At 70.9% G+C, this 18,529-nt stretch carries 16 protein-coding genes and 1 pseudogene; 5 read left to right on the plus strand and 12 right to left on the minus strand.

All coding sequences use genetic code 11. The annotated features are described in order from the left end of the window. Positions 1 to 62: 62 nt before the first annotated feature. The 6 genes from ABIA32_RS02820 to katG form a co-directional block, all read right to left on the minus strand. Positions 63 to 1,106 (minus strand): MBL fold metallo-hydrolase, encoded by a 1,044-nt coding sequence (locus ABIA32_RS02820; RefSeq protein WP_370092130.1) that lies wholly within the window; start codon positions 1,104 to 1,106, stop codon positions 63 to 65. A 77-nt stretch (positions 1,107 to 1,183) separates the two neighbouring features. Beyond that, the gene (locus ABIA32_RS02825; protein ID WP_370092131.1) at positions 1,184 to 1,597 is read right to left on the minus strand and encodes an anti-sigma factor antagonist; all 414 of its coding nucleotides are present in this window, start codon (positions 1,595 to 1,597) and stop codon (positions 1,184 to 1,186) included. A gap of 20 nt (positions 1,598 to 1,617) precedes the next feature. Further along, positions 1,618 to 1,785, minus strand: a complete 168-nt coding sequence (locus ABIA32_RS02830) for a DUF6126 family protein (RefSeq protein WP_370092132.1) — start codon at positions 1,783 to 1,785, stop codon at positions 1,618 to 1,620. 67 nt (positions 1,786 to 1,852) lie between these two features. After that, complete coding sequence (locus tag ABIA32_RS02835; protein WP_370092133.1) at positions 1,853 to 2,203, minus strand: ArsR/SmtB family transcription factor; 351 nt, start codon at positions 2,201 to 2,203, stop codon at positions 1,853 to 1,855. Between the two features lie 210 nt (positions 2,204 to 2,413). Then, entirely contained in the window at positions 2,414 to 3,079 is a 666-nt protein-coding gene (locus ABIA32_RS02840; RefSeq protein WP_370092134.1) for a Type 1 glutamine amidotransferase-like domain-containing protein, read from the minus strand. 95 nt (positions 3,080 to 3,174) lie between these two features. Then, the gene (katG, locus tag ABIA32_RS02845; RefSeq protein ID WP_370092135.1) at positions 3,175 to 5,400 is read right to left on the minus strand and encodes a catalase/peroxidase HPI; all 2,226 of its coding nucleotides are present in this window, start codon (positions 5,398 to 5,400) and stop codon (positions 3,175 to 3,177) included. Positions 5,401 to 5,581: 181 nt separating this feature from the next. Here katG and ABIA32_RS02850 point away from each other — a divergent pair, with 181 nt between their 5' ends. Further along, positions 5,582 to 5,992 (plus strand): Fur family transcriptional regulator, encoded by a 411-nt coding sequence (locus ABIA32_RS02850; RefSeq protein WP_370092136.1) that lies wholly within the window; start codon positions 5,582 to 5,584, stop codon positions 5,990 to 5,992. A gap of 20 nt (positions 5,993 to 6,012) precedes the next feature. Here ABIA32_RS02850 and ABIA32_RS02855 read toward each other — a convergent pair whose 3' ends face one another. The 4 genes from ABIA32_RS02855 to ABIA32_RS02870 all read right to left on the minus strand — a co-directional run bounded on the left by ABIA32_RS02855 (position 6,013) and on the right by ABIA32_RS02870 (position 11,015). Then, positions 6,013 to 7,362, minus strand: coding sequence for an RNA polymerase sigma factor (locus ABIA32_RS02855; RefSeq protein WP_370092445.1), 1,350 nt, complete (start codon positions 7,360 to 7,362; stop codon positions 6,013 to 6,015). Next, positions 7,335 to 7,754 (minus strand): YciI family protein, encoded by a 420-nt coding sequence (locus ABIA32_RS02860; RefSeq protein WP_370092137.1) that lies wholly within the window; start codon positions 7,752 to 7,754, stop codon positions 7,335 to 7,337. Before ABIA32_RS02860 ends, ABIA32_RS02855 begins: the two co-directional genes overlap by 28 nt. 114 nt (positions 7,755 to 7,868) lie before the next feature. After that, positions 7,869 to 9,410: an NCS1 family nucleobase:cation symporter-1 gene (locus tag ABIA32_RS02865; RefSeq protein ID WP_370092138.1), complete on the minus strand. Its 1,542-nt coding sequence runs from the start codon at positions 9,408 to 9,410 to the stop codon at positions 7,869 to 7,871. Between the two features lie 159 nt (positions 9,411 to 9,569). Further along, complete coding sequence (locus ABIA32_RS02870) at positions 9,570 to 11,015, minus strand: glyceraldehyde-3-phosphate dehydrogenase (RefSeq protein WP_370092139.1); 1,446 nt, start codon at positions 11,013 to 11,015, stop codon at positions 9,570 to 9,572. 210 nt (positions 11,016 to 11,225) lie between these two features. On the opposite strand from ABIA32_RS02870, the gene ABIA32_RS02875 reads away from it, so the two are divergent. Further along, entirely contained in the window at positions 11,226 to 13,040 is a 1,815-nt protein-coding gene (locus ABIA32_RS02875) for an ABC transporter ATP-binding protein (RefSeq protein WP_370092140.1), read from the plus strand. 31 nt (positions 13,041 to 13,071) lie between these two features. Here ABIA32_RS02875 and ABIA32_RS02880 read toward each other — a convergent pair whose 3' ends face one another. Next, positions 13,072 to 13,449 (minus strand): ArsR/SmtB family transcription factor, encoded by a 378-nt coding sequence (locus tag ABIA32_RS02880; RefSeq protein ID WP_370092141.1) that lies wholly within the window; start codon positions 13,447 to 13,449, stop codon positions 13,072 to 13,074. 100 nt (positions 13,450 to 13,549) lie between these two features. Between ABIA32_RS02880 and ABIA32_RS02885 the strand changes: the two genes are divergently transcribed. From ABIA32_RS02885 to ABIA32_RS02895, 3 genes and pseudogenes are all read left to right on the plus strand, one after another. Beyond that, positions 13,550 to 14,326: a hypothetical protein gene (locus tag ABIA32_RS02885; protein ID WP_370092142.1), complete on the plus strand. Its 777-nt coding sequence runs from the start codon at positions 13,550 to 13,552 to the stop codon at positions 14,324 to 14,326. Between the two features lie 115 nt (positions 14,327 to 14,441). Then, positions 14,442 to 14,807 (plus strand): hypothetical protein, encoded by a 366-nt coding sequence (locus ABIA32_RS02890; RefSeq protein ID WP_370092143.1) that lies wholly within the window; start codon positions 14,442 to 14,444, stop codon positions 14,805 to 14,807. 129 nt (positions 14,808 to 14,936) lie between these two features. Beyond that, positions 14,937 to 15,974, plus strand: a pseudogene (locus ABIA32_RS02895) (MFS transporter); the annotation flags it as partial. Between the two features lie 258 nt (positions 15,975 to 16,232). On the opposite strand, the gene ABIA32_RS02900 reads toward ABIA32_RS02895, so the two are convergent. Further along, the gene (locus ABIA32_RS02900; protein WP_370092144.1) at positions 16,233 to 18,239 is read right to left on the minus strand and encodes a multicopper oxidase family protein; all 2,007 of its coding nucleotides are present in this window, start codon (positions 18,237 to 18,239) and stop codon (positions 16,233 to 16,235) included. Positions 18,240 to 18,529 lie beyond the last annotated feature (290 nt).

The raw sequence follows: 18,529 nt of genomic DNA on the forward strand, positions 1-18,529 counted from the left end.
TCCAGCACTCTACCGTGGCCCCGGACGCGGGTGGATCATCCCCCTGCGCGCAGACGCCCTCGTCAGAGGGTGAACGTCGTTCCCACGGTGTTCGGCACGAACGCCTCGCCGAAGCGGCGGGCCATCGCGTGCTGCGCGCGCCAGCCGGTGCAGTGCGCGGGCACGAGGACCTTCGGCCCGAGCGCCGCCAGGTCGTCGAGCACGCGCGGGATCAGCGGTTCGAACAGCGGTCCGTTGAGGTGGAATCCGCCGAGCGCGGCGTAGAGCGGCTGATCGCCGGTCAGCCGGGCCGCGTAGCGGCAGATGTTCACGATCCCGGCGTGCCCGCAGCCCGTCAGGACGACCAGGCCCGCGTCGCGCACGCGGACGATGAGCGCCTGGTCGTCGAGAACCAGCGGGTCGGGCTCCCACCGCCCGCCCAGGAAGGCCTGCTGCGGCGGAAAGCCGGGCTCGTAGCCGGTGACCCTGGGCACCTCGCCGGTGATCAGGACCGATCCGTCGAGCAGGAAGCTGGGCCGACGGTTCTCGATGATCTGGAAGCCGGTCTCCTCCAGCCCGCGCCGGCTGACCGTGGGGATCTCGATCGGCTCCCGGCCGGGGAGCAGGATCCGGCGCTGCCGCCAGAAGTGCGGGTGGATCAGGACCGGCATGTTGCGTGGGCCCAGGGCGCGGGCCAGTCCGTCGAGGCCGGTGGTGTGGTCGAAGTGGCCGTGGCTGCAGATGATCGCCTCGACGGAGGCGGGGTCGATGCCCAGCCGGCTCATGTTCGCGACGACGCCGTCTGGGCTGATCCCGGTGTCGAAGAGGATCCGATGCGACCGCTCACCCTTGCGGACCGTGACCAGCATGGAGAAGCCGTGCTCGGCGATCAACGCGTCCGGCACGGTGCCGTTCGTCATCACCCCGCAGTCGCGCCGACCCGCGAGCACGACGTCGGCCCGGCGGGCCGGGCCCTGGTCGGGCATGAAGACGTCGGTGATGTTGTCCATCAAGGAGACGATCTCGACGGAGTCGACCGGGTCGAGCAGGATCGGATCGCCGATCTCGACGTCATGCAGGACGGCGGCTGCGGCCTGCGGCACTGGCGGACTCGGGTCGACGCACATGGCAGCCTCCGACCGGCTCGGTGCCCCCAGTTTAGGCCGCCGTCCGGGTCCCGCAACGGCATTCCCAGGGAGCGACGTCAGTCGTGCGGTCCGCCGTCGACCCATTCGCTGCTGTGCCACACGGGACCTGCGGGACCTTCGGGAGCCGCCGTGCCGCGCGGGTGCTGATGGGCGGCGAGCGCGGTGTCGAGGTCCGGGTGCCAGGGCACCTTGCAGTCGGCCGCGAGGCGATCGCCGTCAGGGGCGTGGGCGACGAGTTCCAGGGGACGTTGCTGCTCGGACAGCTGCCGCGCGGCGCGGGTGAGGGCCGCGTGGCCCGCTTCGGACCAGCCCTTGAGGTGGGTGAGGTCGAGCAGGAGCAGGCCCTCGCCGCGGGCGACGGCCCAGCCGACAGCTCCGGTGAAGCGGGCGACGGCGCTGTCTCCGAGGTAGCCGGTGACCTGGAGGACATCGGCCGTGGGTCGGGTGGTCAGATGCCACTGGATGGTCATCGCGCGGTTCCTCCGGCTGGTCAGTGGCGGTGGCTGCCGACGTAGAACATCAGCATGACGAAGCCGGCGAAGATGTGGAAACCGATGACGTAGATGAACGCGCGGATCCAGACGCCCCTGTTGGCCCGGCGTCCGCCGCCCTCGCTGCCGTCGTCCTCGGGTTCGGGACGGCTCTCGGCTGTGGTCATCGCGGCAGGTCTCCTTCGCGCCCTCGGTCGGGCGGTGACAGCGGCCGAAGTCGGGAAGCGCCGGGGATCACGACGCCACTGCCTCGTCGGTCTCGGCCTCGCGCAGCTCGGCGAGCAGGTCCTGCTGGCCGGCGAGCAGCTCGGTCAGGATGCGGCGGGCCGAGCGCAGCAGCTCGGCGACGTCGCCGCCTGCGAGGGAGTACACGACGGTGTCCGCCTCGCGCACGGAGTTGACGATGCCCGAGCGGCGCAGCACGGCGAGCTGCTGGGACAGGTTCGAGCGCTCGACCTCGATGTTGGCCAACAGCTCCCGCACCGGCATCGGCCCGTCCTGCAACAGTTCGAGCACACGAATGCGCACCGGATGCCCGAGCATCCGGAAGAACTCGGCCTTGGCCTGATACAGCGGAACCGGCACGTTCCTCAACTCCCGTCCCACCCGGCGGACTCGTCCGAGCCGGGCCCCCTCGCAGCTCGGCGGCACCCGCCGGGGCCACGCGGGCCGTCCCTCGCCGGTGGGCCCGCAGAGCCCCGGCGACTGCACGCAGCGGACAGCATCGCAGCAATTGAAGAACTTTTCAATTCGCTGACATAGGCGGACCGTCGCCTCCTGCCCGCCGACCGCCGCTCAACAGAGGCGCGTGACCTCGCCCTCCACGACGAGAGCCTGCCCGTCCCGCAGGGTCCGGTGCGGGGTGCCCGCTGCCCGGTAGTGCGCCGCGACGAGGCCGAGAGCCTCCGTCTCCGGATGCGCGGGCGAGTCGACGTGCGGCACGAAGACGTAGTCGAGGATGCCCAACCCGTCCCAGATCACCGGCTCGCCGTAGATCCGGGGCACCACCTCCGGGTCGTCGCACGGAGCCAGTCCGCGCAGGCTCGGTCCGAGCACGCACGGCCCGGCGCTGTAGCCGGCGTAGACCAGGGCGTCCCTCCGCAGCAGCGCGGTCAGCGCGGTATCCGCACCGCTGCGGGCGAGAGCGTAGCGGAGCATGAAGACGTTCCCGCCACGGATCCACACCGCGTCGAACCGGGCCAGCTCGGCTTCGGCGACGGTGGTGCCGGGGCCCGCGCCGGGGCCGTCGAAGTAGTCCCGCAGGTCGACCTCCCTCGGGCGCAGCCCCAGCGCGGCGAGCGCCTCGACCTCGCGCTCGACGCCGGCAACGCGTTCGTGCGCGGGCTGGCCGTCCATCGCGTTCGCGATCACCGCGATCTCGGCCGGGCGCGATTCGCCCAGCAACGCCAGGAACTGCTCGGGCTGCTCGCCCATGCGGAAGGAGGAGAGATACATGCGCATCCCCGGACCCTACGCGGTGTGCCCGAGCCGATCGTGAGCTGAACAGACGTCATGACCGGCCCGTGCGGGCCGGCCATGACGTCATGTGCGCAGGATCAGACGAGGTCGAACCGGTCCAGGTCCATGACCTTCGCCCACGCCGCGACGAAGTCGTTGACGAACTTCGCCTTCGCGTCGTCGCTCGCGTAGACCTCGGCCAGCGCGCGCAGCTCGGAGTTGGAGCCGAAGAGCAGGTCGACCCGGGTGCCGGTCCACTTGACCGCGCCGGTCGCGGCGTCGCGGCCCTCGAAGCTGCTCGCGTCCTCCGACGTCGGCTTCCACGTCGTGCCCATGTCGAGCAGGTTGACGAAGAAGTCGTTGGTCAGCGTGCCCGGGGTGTCGGTGAGGACGCCGGACGAGGACTGCTGGTGGTTCGCGCCCAGGACGCGGAGGCCGCCGACGAGCGCGGTCATCTCGGGGGCGCTCAGGTTGAGCAGGTTCGCCTTGTCGATCAGCAGGTACTCGGCCGGCAGGCGGTTGCCCTTGCCGACGTAGTTGCGGAAGCCGTCCGCCGCCGGCTCGAGCGCGGCGAAGGACTCGACGTCCGTCTGCTCCTGCGTGGCGTCCGCGCGGCCGGCGCTGAAGGGCACCGTGACGTCGAAGCCGGCGTCCTTGGCGGCCTTCTCGACGGCGGCGCCGCCGGCCAGCACGATCACGTCGGCCAGCGAGACCTGCTTGCCGCCGGTCTGCGCGGCGTTGAAGCCCTGCTGGATGCCCTCCAGGGTACGCAGCACCACGGCCAGCTGGTCCGGGTCGTTGACCTCCCAGCCCGCCTGCGGCTGGAGCCGGACGCGTGCGCCGTTCGCGCCGCCGCGCTTGTCGCTGCCGCGGAAGGACGCGGCCGACGCCCAGGAGGCGGAGACCAGCTGCGACACGGACAGGCCAGAGCCGAGAATCTGGGCCTTGAGGGCGGCGACGTCCGCGTCGGAGACCAGCTCGTGGGTCACAGCGGGGAGCGGGTCCTGCCAGAGCAGTTGCTCGGTCGGGACCTCCGGGCCGAGGTAGCGCACGATCGGGCCCATGTCACGGTGGGTCAGCTTGAACCAGGCGCGGGCGAAGGCGTCCGCGAACGCGGCCGGGTCGGCCAGGAAGCGACGCGAGATCTGCTCGTAGGCCGGGTCGAAGCGCAGCGAAAGGTCGGTCGTCAGCATCGTCGGGGCGTGGCTGCGGGACGCGTCGTGGGCGTCGGGGACGGTGCCCGCGCCCGCGCCGTTCTTCGGCTTCCACTGGTGGGCGCCGGCGGGGCTCTTGGTCAGCTCCCACTCGTTGCCGAAGAGGATCTCGAAGAAGCTGTTGTCCCAGGCGGTCGGGGTGTTCGTCCAGGCGCCCTCGAGGCCGCTGGAGATCGTGTCGACGCCCTTGCCGGTGCCGAAGGAGCTCTTCCAGCCGAGGCCCTGCTGCTCGATCGGGGCCGCCTCAGGGTCGGCGCCGACGAGGTCCGCGTCGCCCGCGCCGTGGGTCTTGCCGAAGGTGTGACCGCCCGCGATCAGGGCGACCGTCTCCTCGTCGTTCATGGCCATCCGGTGGAAGGTCTCCCGGATGTCGCGGGCCGCGGCGATCGGGTCCGGGTTGCCGTTGGGGCCCTCGGGGTTGACGTAGATGAGGCCCATCTGGACCGCGCCGAGCGGGTTCTCCAGCTCGCGGTCGCCGGTGTAGCGCTCGTCGGCGAGCCAGGTGGTCTCCGGGCCCCAGTAGACGTCCTCGTCCGGCTCCCAGACGTCCGCGCGACCGCCGCCGAAGCCGAAGGTCTCAAAGCCCATCGTCTCGAGGGCGACGTTGCCGGCCAGGATCATCAGGTCGGCCCAGGAGAGGCTCTGGCCGTACTTCTTCTTGACCGGCCACAGCAGGCGGCGGGCCTTGTCCAGGTTGACGTTGTCCGGCCAGCTGTTGAGCGGCGCGAAGCGCTGCTGACCGGCGCCGCCGCCGCCGCGGCCGTCGCTGATGCGGTAGGTGCCGGCGCTGTGCCAGGCCATGCGGATCATGAACGGGCCGTAGTTGCCGTAGTCGGCCGGCCACCACTCCTGCGAGCTGGTGAGCACCTCGGCGATGTCCCGCTTCACGGCGGGGAGATCGAGGGTCTTGAAGGCGGCGGCGTAGTCGAAGTCCTCACCCAGCGGGTTCGCCACGGCAGGGTTCTTGGCGAGGATCTTCAGATTCAGCTGCTCCGGCCACCACTGGCGGTTTCCACCGCCCTGGGTCGGGTGCGCGGCGCGCCCGTGCGCGACAGGACAACCGCCGCCGCTCGGCGCGTCCGCGGCGTTGGCTTCGTGGATCTCGGTCATGGGAATCCTTCCGGAACAGGCTGGTCACGGGGCGCAGGCTCTGCTGCCGTAGTGGAGTCTTCCTGCCCCTTGGCTATCACCAGAACCGATCCTACGATGGACAGAATCCAAGTCAAGAAGCGCACCAAGACGGTAGCGGTAAACTTCGGCCGTCCCCACGGAATCCGATAGGTGAACCCATATGAGTGACCTGCTGCAACGACTGCGAGGACGCGGCTGGCGGATGACCTCCCAGCGGCGTGTCGTCGCAGAGGTCCTCGACGGCGAGCACGTGCACTACACCGCCGACGAGGTGCACGCCAGAGCGAGCGAGCGACTGCCCGAGATCTCCCGGGCGACCGTCTACAACACCCTGGGCGAGCTGGTCTCGCTCGGCGAGGTCATAGAGGTCGCCACCGACGGCCGCGCCAAGCGCTACGACCCCAACGCCCACCACCCGCACCAGCACCTGGTCTGCTCCAACTGCGGCACCATCCGCGACGTCCACCCGGCCGGCGACCCGCTGGCCGACCTCCCGGCGGCCGAGCGCTTCGGCTTCACGGTCTCCCAGGTCGAGGTCACCTACCGCGGCCTCTGCCCCTCCTGCGCCTAGCGGTCAGGCCGGCGCAGCGGTCACGGCAGCGAAGCCGCCTTGCGCAGTAGCACCGCGCGCTCGCGGACGTTGGCGCAGAGGCGCGCGGCGAGCTCCAGTTCGGCCCGCGCCTCGGCGGTCCGGCCGAGCCGGGCCAGCAGTTCGCCGCGGACGCCGGGCAGCAGGTGCGATCCCGCGAGACGGCCGGAGACGACCAGCTCGTCCACCATCGCCAGGGCCTCCTCCGCTCCGTGCGCCATCGCCACGGCGACGGCCCGGTTGAGCTCGACGACCGGGGACGGCGCGACGCGCCCGAGCGCCTCGTAGAGCAGCACGATCCGCTCCCAGTCCGTCTCGCGCACCGAGGACGCCGACGCGTGGCAGGCGGCGATCGCGGCCTGCAGGCCGTAGGGTCCGAGGCCGCGCCCGGCGGCCGAGGCCCGGCCGAGCGCGGCCAGGCCGCGACGGATCGCCGAGCGGTCCCAGAGCCGACGGTCCTGGTCCTCCAGCAGCACCGCCTCGCCGTCCGGCCCGGTGCGTGCGGGAAAGCGCGCGGCGGTGAGCTCGAACAGGGCGAGCAAGCCGGACACCTCCGGCTCGTCGGGCAGCAGGGCGCCGAGCATCCGGGCCAGCCGGATCGCCTCGTAGGCGAGGTCGGGGCGGAGCAGGCTCTCCCCGGTGGTCGCCTTCGAGCCCTCGGTGAAGATCACGTACAGCACGCTCAGCACCCCGCCTAGCCGCTCGCGCCGGTCCTCGGCCGGGGGCAGTTCGAAGGGGACGCCCGCCGCCGCGATCGTCTTCTTCGCGCGGGTGATGCGGGCCTGCACCGTCGGGACCGGCACCAGGAACGCCCGCGCGATCTCCTCGCTCGACAGACCGCCGACCACGCGGAGCGTCAGCGCCACCCGGGCCTCGGGCGAGAGCACCGGATGGCAGGCCACGAACATCAGCGCCAGGACGTCGTCGTCGACCCGGTCCGGATCCCACGGCAGATCCGCCGACCGCTCGGCCACGACGCCCTCGCCGCCCGCGTCGGCCTCGCCCTCGGCCAGCCCGCCGGCCAGCAGGGCGTACCGCTCGTCCAGTGCGGACCTGCGGCGGAAACTGTCGATCGCGCGCCGCCGCGCGGTGGCGAGCAGCCAGCCCACCGGGTTCGTGGGCTCGCCGTCGCGCGACCAGCTGACCAGCGCCTCGGCCAGCGCCTCCTGCGCGACGTCCTCGGCGAGGGCGAAGTCGCCGGTGTAGCGGGCGAGCGCGCTGACGATCCTGGCGGACTCGATCCGCCAGACCGCCTCGACCGCCCGCCGCGCCGACTCCGGGCCGGCCGGGCGGTCGGGCAGCGGGCCGTCGCTCGGCGTTGGCGTCACAGCTGGCCGGTGCGCTCGCGCCAGGCCCGCTCCTTGACGATCCACTCGTTGTCCTGCGGGAACTCGTCGATGCCCGGCACCCGCCGGATCTCGCACTTCGAGCCGGTGATCGCCGGGATCCGCTTCGCCCAGGCGATGGCTTCCTCCTTCGTGGCCACGTCGATCAGGTAGAAGCCGCCGAACAGCTCGTGCGTCTCCCCGTACGGGCCGTCGGTGACCACCGGCGTCTCGCTGCTGTAGTCGACGACCACGCCCTGAGCCGGGTCGTCCAGGCCCTCCGCGGCGACGAGCACGCCGGCGCGGATCAGCTCGTCGTTGAAGCGGCCGACCGTCTCCAGCATCTGCTCGAAGGGGGTCTCCATCATCTTCGCGAGGGACTCGTCCGTGTTGCGGAAGATCAGCATGTACTTCGCCATCGTCGGCTCCTTGAAGGTGGGGTCGCGTATCGACCCTCTCACCCCAAGGTCGAACGGGGCCGGCACGGATCGACACGACACGACGGACGAATCCTGAGCGATTCTTCCGCCGGTTCAGCTACGGCTCTCCTGCCCCCGCTGCCCCAGGCTGAGCGCGGCGTAGAGGACGAAGGAGCTCGCCAGACCCACCGCCCAGCCGTAGTCGGCCAGCGGCTTGAGGAAGGGGATCACTCCCCCGGCAGGGAACGGGCCCTGGCTCACGGTCGAGTACGAGCCGCCGATCGCCAGCAGCCCGCCGACGAGGAGGGCGACGAGGGCGCGCAGGTTCCAGCCGCCGGTGTACCAGTAACGGCCGTCGCGCCGGTACAGCTCCGCCAGGTGCAGACTGGTGCGGCGGACGAACCAGTAGTCCGCGATGAGGATGCCCGCCACCGTGCCGAGCAGGCCGCCGACCACGCCGAGCCAGGTGAAGATGTAGACGTGCGGGTTGGCGATCAGCTTCCACGGCATGATCAGCACCCCGACCACACCCGTGATCAGCGCCCCGGTACGGAAGTTGACGTACTTCGGCAGCAGGTTGGACAGGTCGTAGGCGGGGCTGACGACGTTGGCGGCGATGTTCACCGACAGGGTGGCCACCATGACGATCAGCAGCGCGAACAGCGCGCCGACCACGTTGCTCATCTTGGCGGCGAGCTGGATCGGGTCCCAGATCGGGGTCTTGTAGACGGCCTCCGCGCCGGAAGTGACCAGCACGGACAGTACGGCGAAGAGTGTCATCGTGGTCGGCAGTCCGAGCGCCTGCCCGTACAGCTGGGACCGCTGACTGCCGCCGAAGCGGGTGAAGTCCGGGATGTTCAGCGACAGCGTGGACCAGAAACCGATCATGCCCATCAGCGAGGGGAAGAAGACCTTCCAGAACCCGGCGCCCCAGCCCAGCGCCGAGGGCTGACTGAGCAACGGGCCGAATCCGCCCGCCTTGGCCGCCATGAATCCGAGCAGCGCCAGCGCACCGACGATCACCAGCGGCGCGGCCCAGTTCTCGAACCGGCGCAGGGTCTGCATGCCGCGCGTGATCACCGCGACCTCGATCAGCCAGAACACCAGGAACGAGAGCCACTGCGTCCACGGCGTGCCCTGGACTGTGCTCGCGTTCAGCCAGCCGTGGCCGAAGAGCTTGCCCGCGAGCAGGTAGATGCCCTCCCCGCCGATCCAGGTCTGGATGCCGAACCAGCAGCAGGCAACCGCCGCCCGGATCAGCGCCGGCAGGTTCGCGCCGCGCAGCCCGAAGGAGGCCCTGGCGAAGACCGGGAAGGGGATGCCGTACTTGGTGCCCGCGTGGCCGGTCAGCAGCATCGGCAGCAGCACGATCACGTTCGCCAGGCCGATGGTCAGCACCGCCTGCTTCCAGTCCATCCCCAGCGCGACCAGCCCGGACGCCAGCGTCCAGGACGGGATGCAGTGGGCCATGCCGACCCAGAGGGCGACGTAGTTGTAGGTGTTCCAGGTCCGGCGCTCGACCGGCACCGGCTCCAGGTCGGCGTTGGCGAAGCGCGGATCGTCCAGCACCACACCCTGGGCGAGGGCGACCCTGCCGTCCGGATACGTCTGCTGGATCGCGGCTGTGTCAGGTCTCGGAACTGCGGCAGAAGACATCGGGCCACCTCGGTTCGCAGGTCTCACGCGCGTAGAACGTTCCAGCAGCGTGGACCCTTCACCTCGTCCCGACAACGGGACAAACCAGACAAGCAGCCGACAAGAGCGCCCCCGCACCCGAAGTCACGGGTGCGGGGGCGTTCGAGGAGACGCGGAGCGTCAGTGCGCCGGGGCCGGGAAGGTCGGGTACTCGACGCCGGAGACGTGCTGGACGACCCGGATCACCTGGCACGAGTAGCCGAACTCGTTGTCGTACCACAGGTAGAGGATCGCGTTGTCGCCCTCGACCTTCGTCGCGCCGGCGTCGACGATCGACGCGTGGCGCGAGCCGATGAAGTCGCTGGAGACCGCGTCAGGGGCGTTGGTGAAGTCGATCTGACGCTTGAGCGACGAGGTCAGCGACACGTCGCGGAGGTAGTCGAGCACCTCCTCGCGCGTGGTCTCGCGCGCGAGCTGCAGGTTGAGGATGGCGATCGAGACGTCCGGCACCGGGACCCGGATCGAGCTGCCGGTGATCTTCGCCTTGAGGTCCGGCAGCGCCTTCGCCACGGCGGAGGCGGCGCCGGTCTCGGTGATCACCATGTTCAGCGGGGCCGAGCGGCCGCGACGGTCGCTGCTGTGGTAATTGTCCAGCAGGTTCTGGTCGTTGGTGAACGAGTGGACCGTCTCCACGTGGCCGCGGAGCACACCGTACTCGTCCTCCATCGCCTTCAGCGGCGGCACGATCGCGTTGGTGGTGCAGGAGGCGCAGGAGATGATCTGCTCGTCCGGCTTGATCATGTCGTGGTTGACGCCGTGCACGACGTTCGGGACGTCGCCCTTGCCCGGCGCGGTCAGCACGACCTTCGCGATGCCGGGGCGCAGGTGCTTCGACAGGCCCTCGCGGTCACGCCACTTGCCGGTGTTGTCGATCAGGATGGCATCGCTGATGCCGTACTCCGTGTAGTCGACCGTGGTCGGGTCGTCGGAGTAGATCACCTGGATCGCATTGCCGTTGGCGACGATCGTGCTGGTCGCCTCGTCGACGGTGATCGTGCCGTGGAACTGGCCGTGGATCGAGTCGCGGCGCAGCAGCGAGGCGCGCTTCACCAGGTCCTCGCCGGCGCTGCGGCGCACGACGATGGCGCGCAGGCGCAGGCCGTTGCCCGAGCCGGCCTTCTCGATCAGCAGGCGGGCGAGCAGGCGGCCGATCCGGCCGAAGCCGTAGAGCACGACGTCGCGGGACTCGCGGCGCTCCGGCTTGTTCTCACCGACGGCTCCGGCGACGGCGTGGGCCGTGAACTCCTCGACCGAGAGGCTGCGGTCGTCGGCGCGGTAGGTCGCGGCGAGCATGCCGATGTCGATCTGCGAGGGGCCGAGATCGAGGGCGGCGAGGGCCTGGAGGAACGGCATGGTCTCGGTGACCGAGAGCTCCTCGCCGGCTATCTGGCGGGCGAACCGATGGGTCTTGAGGATGCTGACCACCGACTTGTTCACCAAGGAACGGCTGTGCACGAGGACGGTGACGTCCCGCTCCCGCTGCAGCCTCCCGATGATCGGGATCATCGACTCCGCGATCTCTTCGCGGTTCTTCCAGTCAGTGAACAAGTCTTCGTTGACAGTCACAAGTCCATCTTTCGCGAGCTAGGTGGTACCCCCATGGTATCTTTCGGCCACTTTGATCATTCGCACGGTCCCCGCGCCGCGCACACCGCCACCTGCGGCGAATGGCGAAATGCCCAGAAAAACACTTGGACGCCGTGAGCAGCGTCACGGGACACTACGGGTTCCTGCCTCCCCGTACCCACGCGGACGCACTCACTCGGACAGGTTGGCATGAGATCGCCACAGGAGCGCGAGCTCCCGCCCGGCAAGGGCGCGGTGCTGCTCGCAGTTCGTTACTACGCACGGGAGTTGACCCGACTACGCCGGCTCACCCTGCCGGCCCTGCTGCTGCCGGCGCTGGGCAACATCGGCATCGGCTACATCGCCCCGCTGGTCGTCGCGAAGCTCGTCGGCCGGATCGCCGGCAACGGCGGCGTCTCCGTCGGTGCGGCGCTGCCCTACGTGATCGGCTTCACCGTCGTGCTGCTGCTGGCGGAGTCGCTGTGGCGGATCGGGCTGCACTGCCTGAACCGCCTCGACGCCCTCGGCATCGAGCACCTCTACGTGATCGGCATGGACGAGCTGTTCGCCAAGGACAGCGCGTTCTTCCACGACAACTTCGCCGGATCGCTGACCAAGCGGGTGCTGAGCTTCGCCTCCCGCTTCGAGGAGACGGTCGACACGCTGACGTTCCAGGTCGTGGGCAGCCTGGTGCCGCTGCTGTTCGGCTCGGTCGTGCTCTGGCGCTACGACCCGCTGCTCGTCGTCGCGCTGCTGGCGCTGATCGCCGCGACCGCGCTGATCGTGCTGCCGCTGATCCGGCGGCGGCAGCGGCTGGTGGACGAGCGCGAGGAGGCGATCGCCCGGGTGTCGGGCCACGTCGCCGACAGCCTGATGAACATGGACACGGTCCGTGCGTTCGCCGCCGAGGAGCGCGAGGCGGCCGAGCACCGCTCGCGCGTCGCCGAGTCGCGACGGCTCTCGCTGCGCTCGTGGGACTACGGCAACCTGCGCATCGACACGCTGGTCGCGCCGATGTCCGTGCTGACGAACGCGCTGGGACTGCTGCTGGCGATCATGCTCGGCGGGGGCAGGCACGGCGTCGAGGCGGTCGTCGTCGCCTTCACCTACTTCTCCAACGCGACGCGGATCATGTTCGAGTTCAACCAGATCTACCGCCGCCTGGAGAGCGCGATGACGGAGGCCGCGCAGTTCACCGAGCTGCTGCTGGTCCCGCCGACGGTGGTCGACCCGGCGTCGCCGGAGCCGCTGCGCTCCCGCGCCGCCGACGTCAGCTTCGAGAACGTGACCTTCGCCCACGCGGGTGCGGACCCGCTCTTCGAGGGCCTCGACCTGGCCGTGCCCAGCGGGGCGAAGATCGGTCTCGTCGGCCGCTCCGGTGGCGGCAAGACCACGCTCACCCGGCTGCTGCTGCGGATGACGGACATCGACGGCGGCCGGATCCTGATCGGCGGACAGGACATCAGCAAGCTGCGCCAGGCCGACCTGCGCAGCCTGACCGCCTACGTGCCGCAGGACCCGGCGATGTTCCACCGCACCCTGCGCGACAACATCGCCTTCGCCCGGCCCGACGCCACCGAGGCGGAGATCCGGCGGGCGGCGGAGGCGGCGCACGTCACCGAGTTCGCGGACGCGCTGCCGGACGGCTTCGACACCATGGTGGGCGAGCGGGGCGTCAAGCTGTCCGGAGGACAGCGGCAGCGGGTCGCGCTCGCACGGGCGATTCTGCGCGACGCGCCGATCCTGCTGCTCGACGAGGCGACCAGTGCGCTGGACTCGGAGAGCGAGGTGCTGGTCCAGGAGGCGCTGTGGCGGCTCATGGAGGGGCGGACGGCGCTGGTGGTGGCCCACAGGTTGAGCACGGTCGCAGGCATGGACCTGCTCGTCGTCCTCGACCGCGGCCGCATCGTCGAACAGGGCACCCACCAGGAGCTGCTGGCGGCGGACGGCGCGTACGCGAAGCTGTGGCAGCACCAGTCCGGCGGCTTCCTCGACGAGGCACCGGCGGCGGCCGACGCGCGCTGAGCGGGTGCTCGGTTGAGCGGGTGCGCGCCGGTCAGCCGTGCGGCGGGATACCGAGCAGGGTGTGGTCCGCGTGGGCGGCGACCTCGTCGAGGAGTCGGCGCAGGTGCGCGCCGCGCAGTCGGTAGAGGCGGGCGCGGCCGTCGGCGCGCTGGTCGACCAGGCCGCTGATGCGGAGCTTGGACAGGTGCTGGCTGGCGGCCGTCGGCGAGCAGCCGGCCGCCTCGGCCAGCGCCGTCACACCCAGCTCCTGGTCGCGAAGTGCCCAGAGCAGCCGCAGCCGGGTGGGCTCGGCGAGCATCGCCAGAGCGCCGACCGCGGTGCCCACCTGGGCCTCCGACAGCGGCCGACCGGGCTGCGGGTGCTGATGGGCCGGGGTCTCGACGGCTGCTGCCTCGGGAGGGGTCGTCATGTACGACATCTTCCCACCTGCGAAGGCATGGCAGGTGGGTGACCCGGAGATTAACCTTCTCATCTTCACGGATGCGCAGATGACGTCCTATGGTGGAGTCGTGAACACGCTTCCCGCCCTGCTGCTCGCCGCCGGCGGCGTCGGCTTCGGCCACGCCGTGATGCCCGACCACTGGCTCCCGCTCGCCGTGCTGTCCCGCACACGCCGCTACCGGACCGGGCGCGTGGTCCGGCTCTCGCTCGCGGCAGAGCTCGCGCACGTCGTGGTCTCGCTCCTGCTCGGCGCGGTGCTGGTCGTCATCGGGCTCCAGTTCCGTGACACCGTCGCCCAGCACGCCGACCTGATCGTCGGCGGGATCCTGCTCGCCACCGGCGCGGTCTTCCTGGCCCTGGACCTGTTCGGCAAGGGCCACGGACACGACCATGGCCATAGCCACGGCCACAGCGACGCCGCCGAGGGCCACCACCACGGTCACGGGCACACGCACGGCCACGAGCACGTCCCCCACGGGCACAGCACGACCGCCGTCCTCGACCGGCCCGACACCCACACGCACACCCATACCCACACCCACACCGATCAGCGGCGCGCCGCCCGCGGCCTCGCCGGACTGCTGATCCCCTTCGGCGCCGCCGCCTCCCCCGACCTGACGATCCTTCCGGTCTTCCTCGCGGCCGGCGCGCTCGGAACCGGGGCCGCACTCGGCTCCCTCGCCGTCTTCGCGGTCGTCACCATCGGCACCATCGTCGGCCTGACCACCGCCACCGCCCTCGGCGCACGCAGGCTCAACGCGCCCTGGATCGACCGCCGCGCCAACCTCGTCACCGCACTCACCCTGCTCGTCATCGGCGGCCTGGTCGCATTCGGCGTCATCTGAGCATCCGGTGTGGGTGCGTTCAGATTTCGTCAAGATCGTTGGAACCGGCGTCCCCCTGGGATGAAATGGTCGGCGGCGGCGAACCGAACCGCCCGCACCGCAGACCGGGGGAACGATGGCGCAGGTACTGATCGAAGAGAATTTCCGGCACCTCGACGGCCAGGACGTCGAAAGCCTTATCGAGGCCTTCGCGGGCCTCGGCCTGCGTGCGGAGCCCACGCAGCCGCGCAGCGCGCCGCAGCGCCACGGCTGGGTCCTGACGCTGCACTGGCTCCGGGAGGACGACGAGGCGCGCATCATCGACGAGGCCCTCCTCGCCGGCGTCGTGGCCGCGGTCCGCAGCGTTCTGGGCGTCGAGCACCCGGCGAGCCTGGGCGGCACCCGCGTCCGCGAGCGCACGCTCCCGCTCCGCGTCGACGTGCGGGGGCGTACGGGCACGCTGCTCACCTCGGTCGCGGTCGCGGTCCCGAGCGTCGGCTGACGTCGTGTCGGCCCCGCCGCAGCTCACTTGCTCTGGGACGGCGGGGCCGTGGGGAGGTTCCTTCCGTGGCGTCGGAGACTGCGGCACGTGATCTGGACCAGCCGGACCCGGCAGGTGTTGGATACCCGGATGGCAGAAGCTGAGTTGACCGGGGCCGCCGGATCCGTGATCGCCGAGAACACAGTTCCGCCCCGGCCCGGGTCGCTCTGGCGGCATCGCGACTTCCTGCTGCTCTGGGGCGGGCAGACCGTCAGCGAGGCCGGGTCGGCGGTCTCGCTGCTGGCCCTGCCGCTGGTCGCCGTGACCACCCTCGGGGCCACGCCGTTCGAGGTGTCGCTGCTGTCGTTCCTCTCCTCGCTCGCGTTCCTGCTGATCTCGCTGCCGGCCGGGGTGTTCGTCGACCGGACGCGGCGCAAGCACGGGCTGATGATGTGGTGCGACCTCGGGCGGACGCTGCTGATCGGCTCCGTCCCCGTCGCGGCCGTGCTCTGGCACGTGACGCTGTGGCAGCTCTACGCCGTCGCCGCGCTGGCCGGAGTGCTGACGGTCTTCTTCGACGTCGCCTACCAGAGCTGGCTGCCCACGCTCATCAGCGGCGAGCAACTACTCGACGGCAACGGGAAGCTGGGGACCAGCGCGGAGGCTTCCCGGCTGGTCGGGCCGTCCCTCGGCGGCGCCCTGGTCGGGGCGCTGGGCGCGGCCCGGGCCGTCGCCCTGGACGCCGTCTCCTTCGCGGTCAGCGCGCTGTCGCTGCTGCTGATCCGCCCCCGGGAGCCGCAACCGTCCGCACCCGAGGTGCGCGAGCGGGTGCCCTTCCGCGCCGCGATAACCGAGGGACTGCGCTTCGTCGTCACACATCCGGTCCTGCGCAGAATCGTCGCGTGCACCGGCACCTGCAACTTCTTCGAGACGGCCAGCTCCGCGCTCTACGTCGCGTTCCTGGTGCGCGACCTGCACGCGTCGCCGACCGTGATCGGCCTGGTGCTCTCCCTCGGGGCGCTCGGCGGGGTCGGCGGCGGCCTGGCCGCCGGTCGGCTGGCCAAGCGCTTCGGGTCGGCGCGGATCATCTGGCTCGCCATGCTCGTGCCCGCGCCGCTCTACTTCCTGATCCCGTTGGCCTCCTCCGGCTGGGGCGTCGCCGAGTTCGCGGTCGGCTACGCGGCCTCCTCGTTCATGGCGCTGGTCTACAACACCGCGCAGCTCTCCTACCGCCAGCGCATCTGCCCCTCCGGACAGCGTCGACCAGCGCCTGCTGCAGCTGCTGGCCAGGAAACAGCAACTCTTCGACGCCTACGCACGCCGCAGCGACGCCGCCGAGGCCAGCCCGGACGCGCTCGACGCGACCGACGCCTCCCTGGCCCGCCTGATCATCGAGGAGGAACAGGTCCGGCTGGCGGGCCGGGCCTGAGACCGTCTGACGCCCTCTCAGGCCTGGACGTCGAAGGGACGCATCATCTCGTTGTCCTCGTGGTCGAGGATGTGGCAGTGGTAGACGTAGCGGCCGGGCAGGTCGAAGCGGGCCTTGAGCCGGGTCGTCTCGCCCGGGTAGGCGAGTACGGTGTCCTTGTAGCCGGTCTCCCAGGCCTCGGGGCCGCGCACCGTGCCGTTGGCGGCGGTGCGGCTGACGACCTGGAACTGGGTCTGGTGGATGTGGATCGGGTGTCCGTCCACGGTGAGGTTGACCAGGTCCCACTCCCCCACCGTCCCGGCGACGGGCTTGACCGAGACCGGGTCGCTCCACATCTCCATCGCGCCGGTGCCGTCCGGGTTCAGCGTTCCCAGCGCGCCGACGATCGGGGCGCCGGGGAAGCTCGACGAGTCGCCCTCGTTGAGCGAGACGGTGAACTTCTGCCCCGGCGTGCCGAGTCCGGCGAGCCGCGGCAGTTGCAGGTGGGCCGGCGGGACGGAGGCGTCGTGCCCCTGGCTGTAGCCGACGACGATCTTCATGACCTGCCCGCTGGTCCAGTGGTCCGCCGCGACGAAGTCCGCGTCGGGAACCCCGCCGTGGTACGGCACGTCCGGGCCCTCGTTGATGACGTACAGCGTGGTCCCCGCAGGGACGGCGGTGAAGTCGAGGATCAGGTCCGCCCGCTCCGCCGGGGCGATCAGCGCCTGGTTCAGCTCGACCGGCGCGGGCAGGAAGCCGCCGTCGCTGCCGATCTGCCAGATGGGCAGCGCCGCGGTCGCCGGACGCTTGGCGAGCGGGTCGGCGACGACCTTGAGGACCAGCGTCCTGGCGTTGCAGGAGTTGACCACGCGCAGCCGGTAGCGCCGGCGCGAGGCGTGCCAGACCGGCCAGCTGCTCCCGTTGACCAGCATGGTGTTGCCGAAGGACTCGGGGTTCCAGAACGGCGGCACGTCGCTGGTGGGCAGCCAGGGGCCACCGGGGGTGGTGTCGCCGAAGAAGGTCCGACTGTCGGGGAAGAAGAGGGTGCCGTCGGTGTTGAAGCAGCGGTCCTGGATCACCATCGGTATCTCGGCGTCGCCCGAGGGAAGCACCCCGGCGGGGAGGTCGGCCGGGCCGCCGCGCAGCAGGTACATCCCGGCCAGGCCCGCCTGGACGTTGAGCCGGGTCATCCCGAGCACGTGGTCGTGGTACCAGAGCGCCGCCGCCCGCTGGTCGTTGCTGTACTGGTAGACCGAGGAGCCCGGCCGCCAGTGGACCCCGTAGCGGTCCTGGGCCTCGGCCCGGTACCGGTCGTACCAGCTGCCCGTGGTGGCGTAGCCGGCCGGGATGCCGTCGGCGTCGGGGAGGGTCCACGCCTCGGGGTAGCCGTCGCTCTCCTCGGTGACGTGCGCGCCGTGCAGGTGGGTGACCAGCGGAACCGGGCCGGTGTAGGGCAGCGGCGTCGAGCTGAAGGTCGGTCGGCTGTCCCGGCCGGCCAGGCCGCCGCCGGGGTTGGCCCAGTGCAGGCTGGGGTCGACGGTGAACAGGTGTGGCAGCCAGCGCCCGTGCCCGTCCGCCAGGCCGTTGGTCCAGGTCACCCGGACCGGGCGGCCGACGCGCGCCTCGATCGTGTGCGCCGGCGCGTGGAAGCTGCCGGGGGCGCCCGCGGCCCCGTAGCCCCAGACGGTGGTCCGCGGGTAGCCCCGGGGCAGGATCTGCTGGGTGAACTGCCGGGCGACGATCTCGTACACGTCGACGTCGCCGTGGGCGGCGCTGCCGTGGCACGGCATGACGGGCAGCCGGCGCAGCTCGGTCTGGTACTTGGGCACCGACACCGGGTCAAGGGAGCCGCCGGGCAGCGGGTTCGGCCCAGCGGTCGCGGCGATCAGCCCCGGTGTGCTGCCGCCCGCCCTTCCGACGGTCGACGCGGCGCCGGTGACGCCGACAGCGGTCACCACTCCGCCCGCCGCGGCGGCACGGAAGAGCGTGCGGCGCGTGACGGATCCCGACGTGCCCACGCTACCCGAAATGTCTGAATCAGCCATGACAACACTCCATTCGTCACGATCCCCATGCGTGGACGAGCTGACGTGCGCTCAGCAGGCGCGCTGCTGCGCGCGAGCCGTCGTGTGCGAAGTCCCCCGGCACTGGAATGACTGAGTGGCGATCCCGTCGGTGCCACCACAGTTGGTGGTGATCCCCCCGTGCTGGATCACGCATGGACTCTAGCGGCTGGACGTGTCGGCGAGTAGCGGTCTCAGCGATTAATTCTGTGTTTCCTCTGAGCGCCCGAAGAACTCGCCCCGAATGCGCCTCGAACGCGCGCTGCCTCGCG

Source organism: Streptacidiphilus sp. MAP12-20 (assembly GCF_041262525.1).
In the GTDB taxonomy this organism is placed as follows: Bacteria; Actinomycetota; Actinomycetes; order Streptomycetales; family Streptomycetaceae; genus Streptacidiphilus.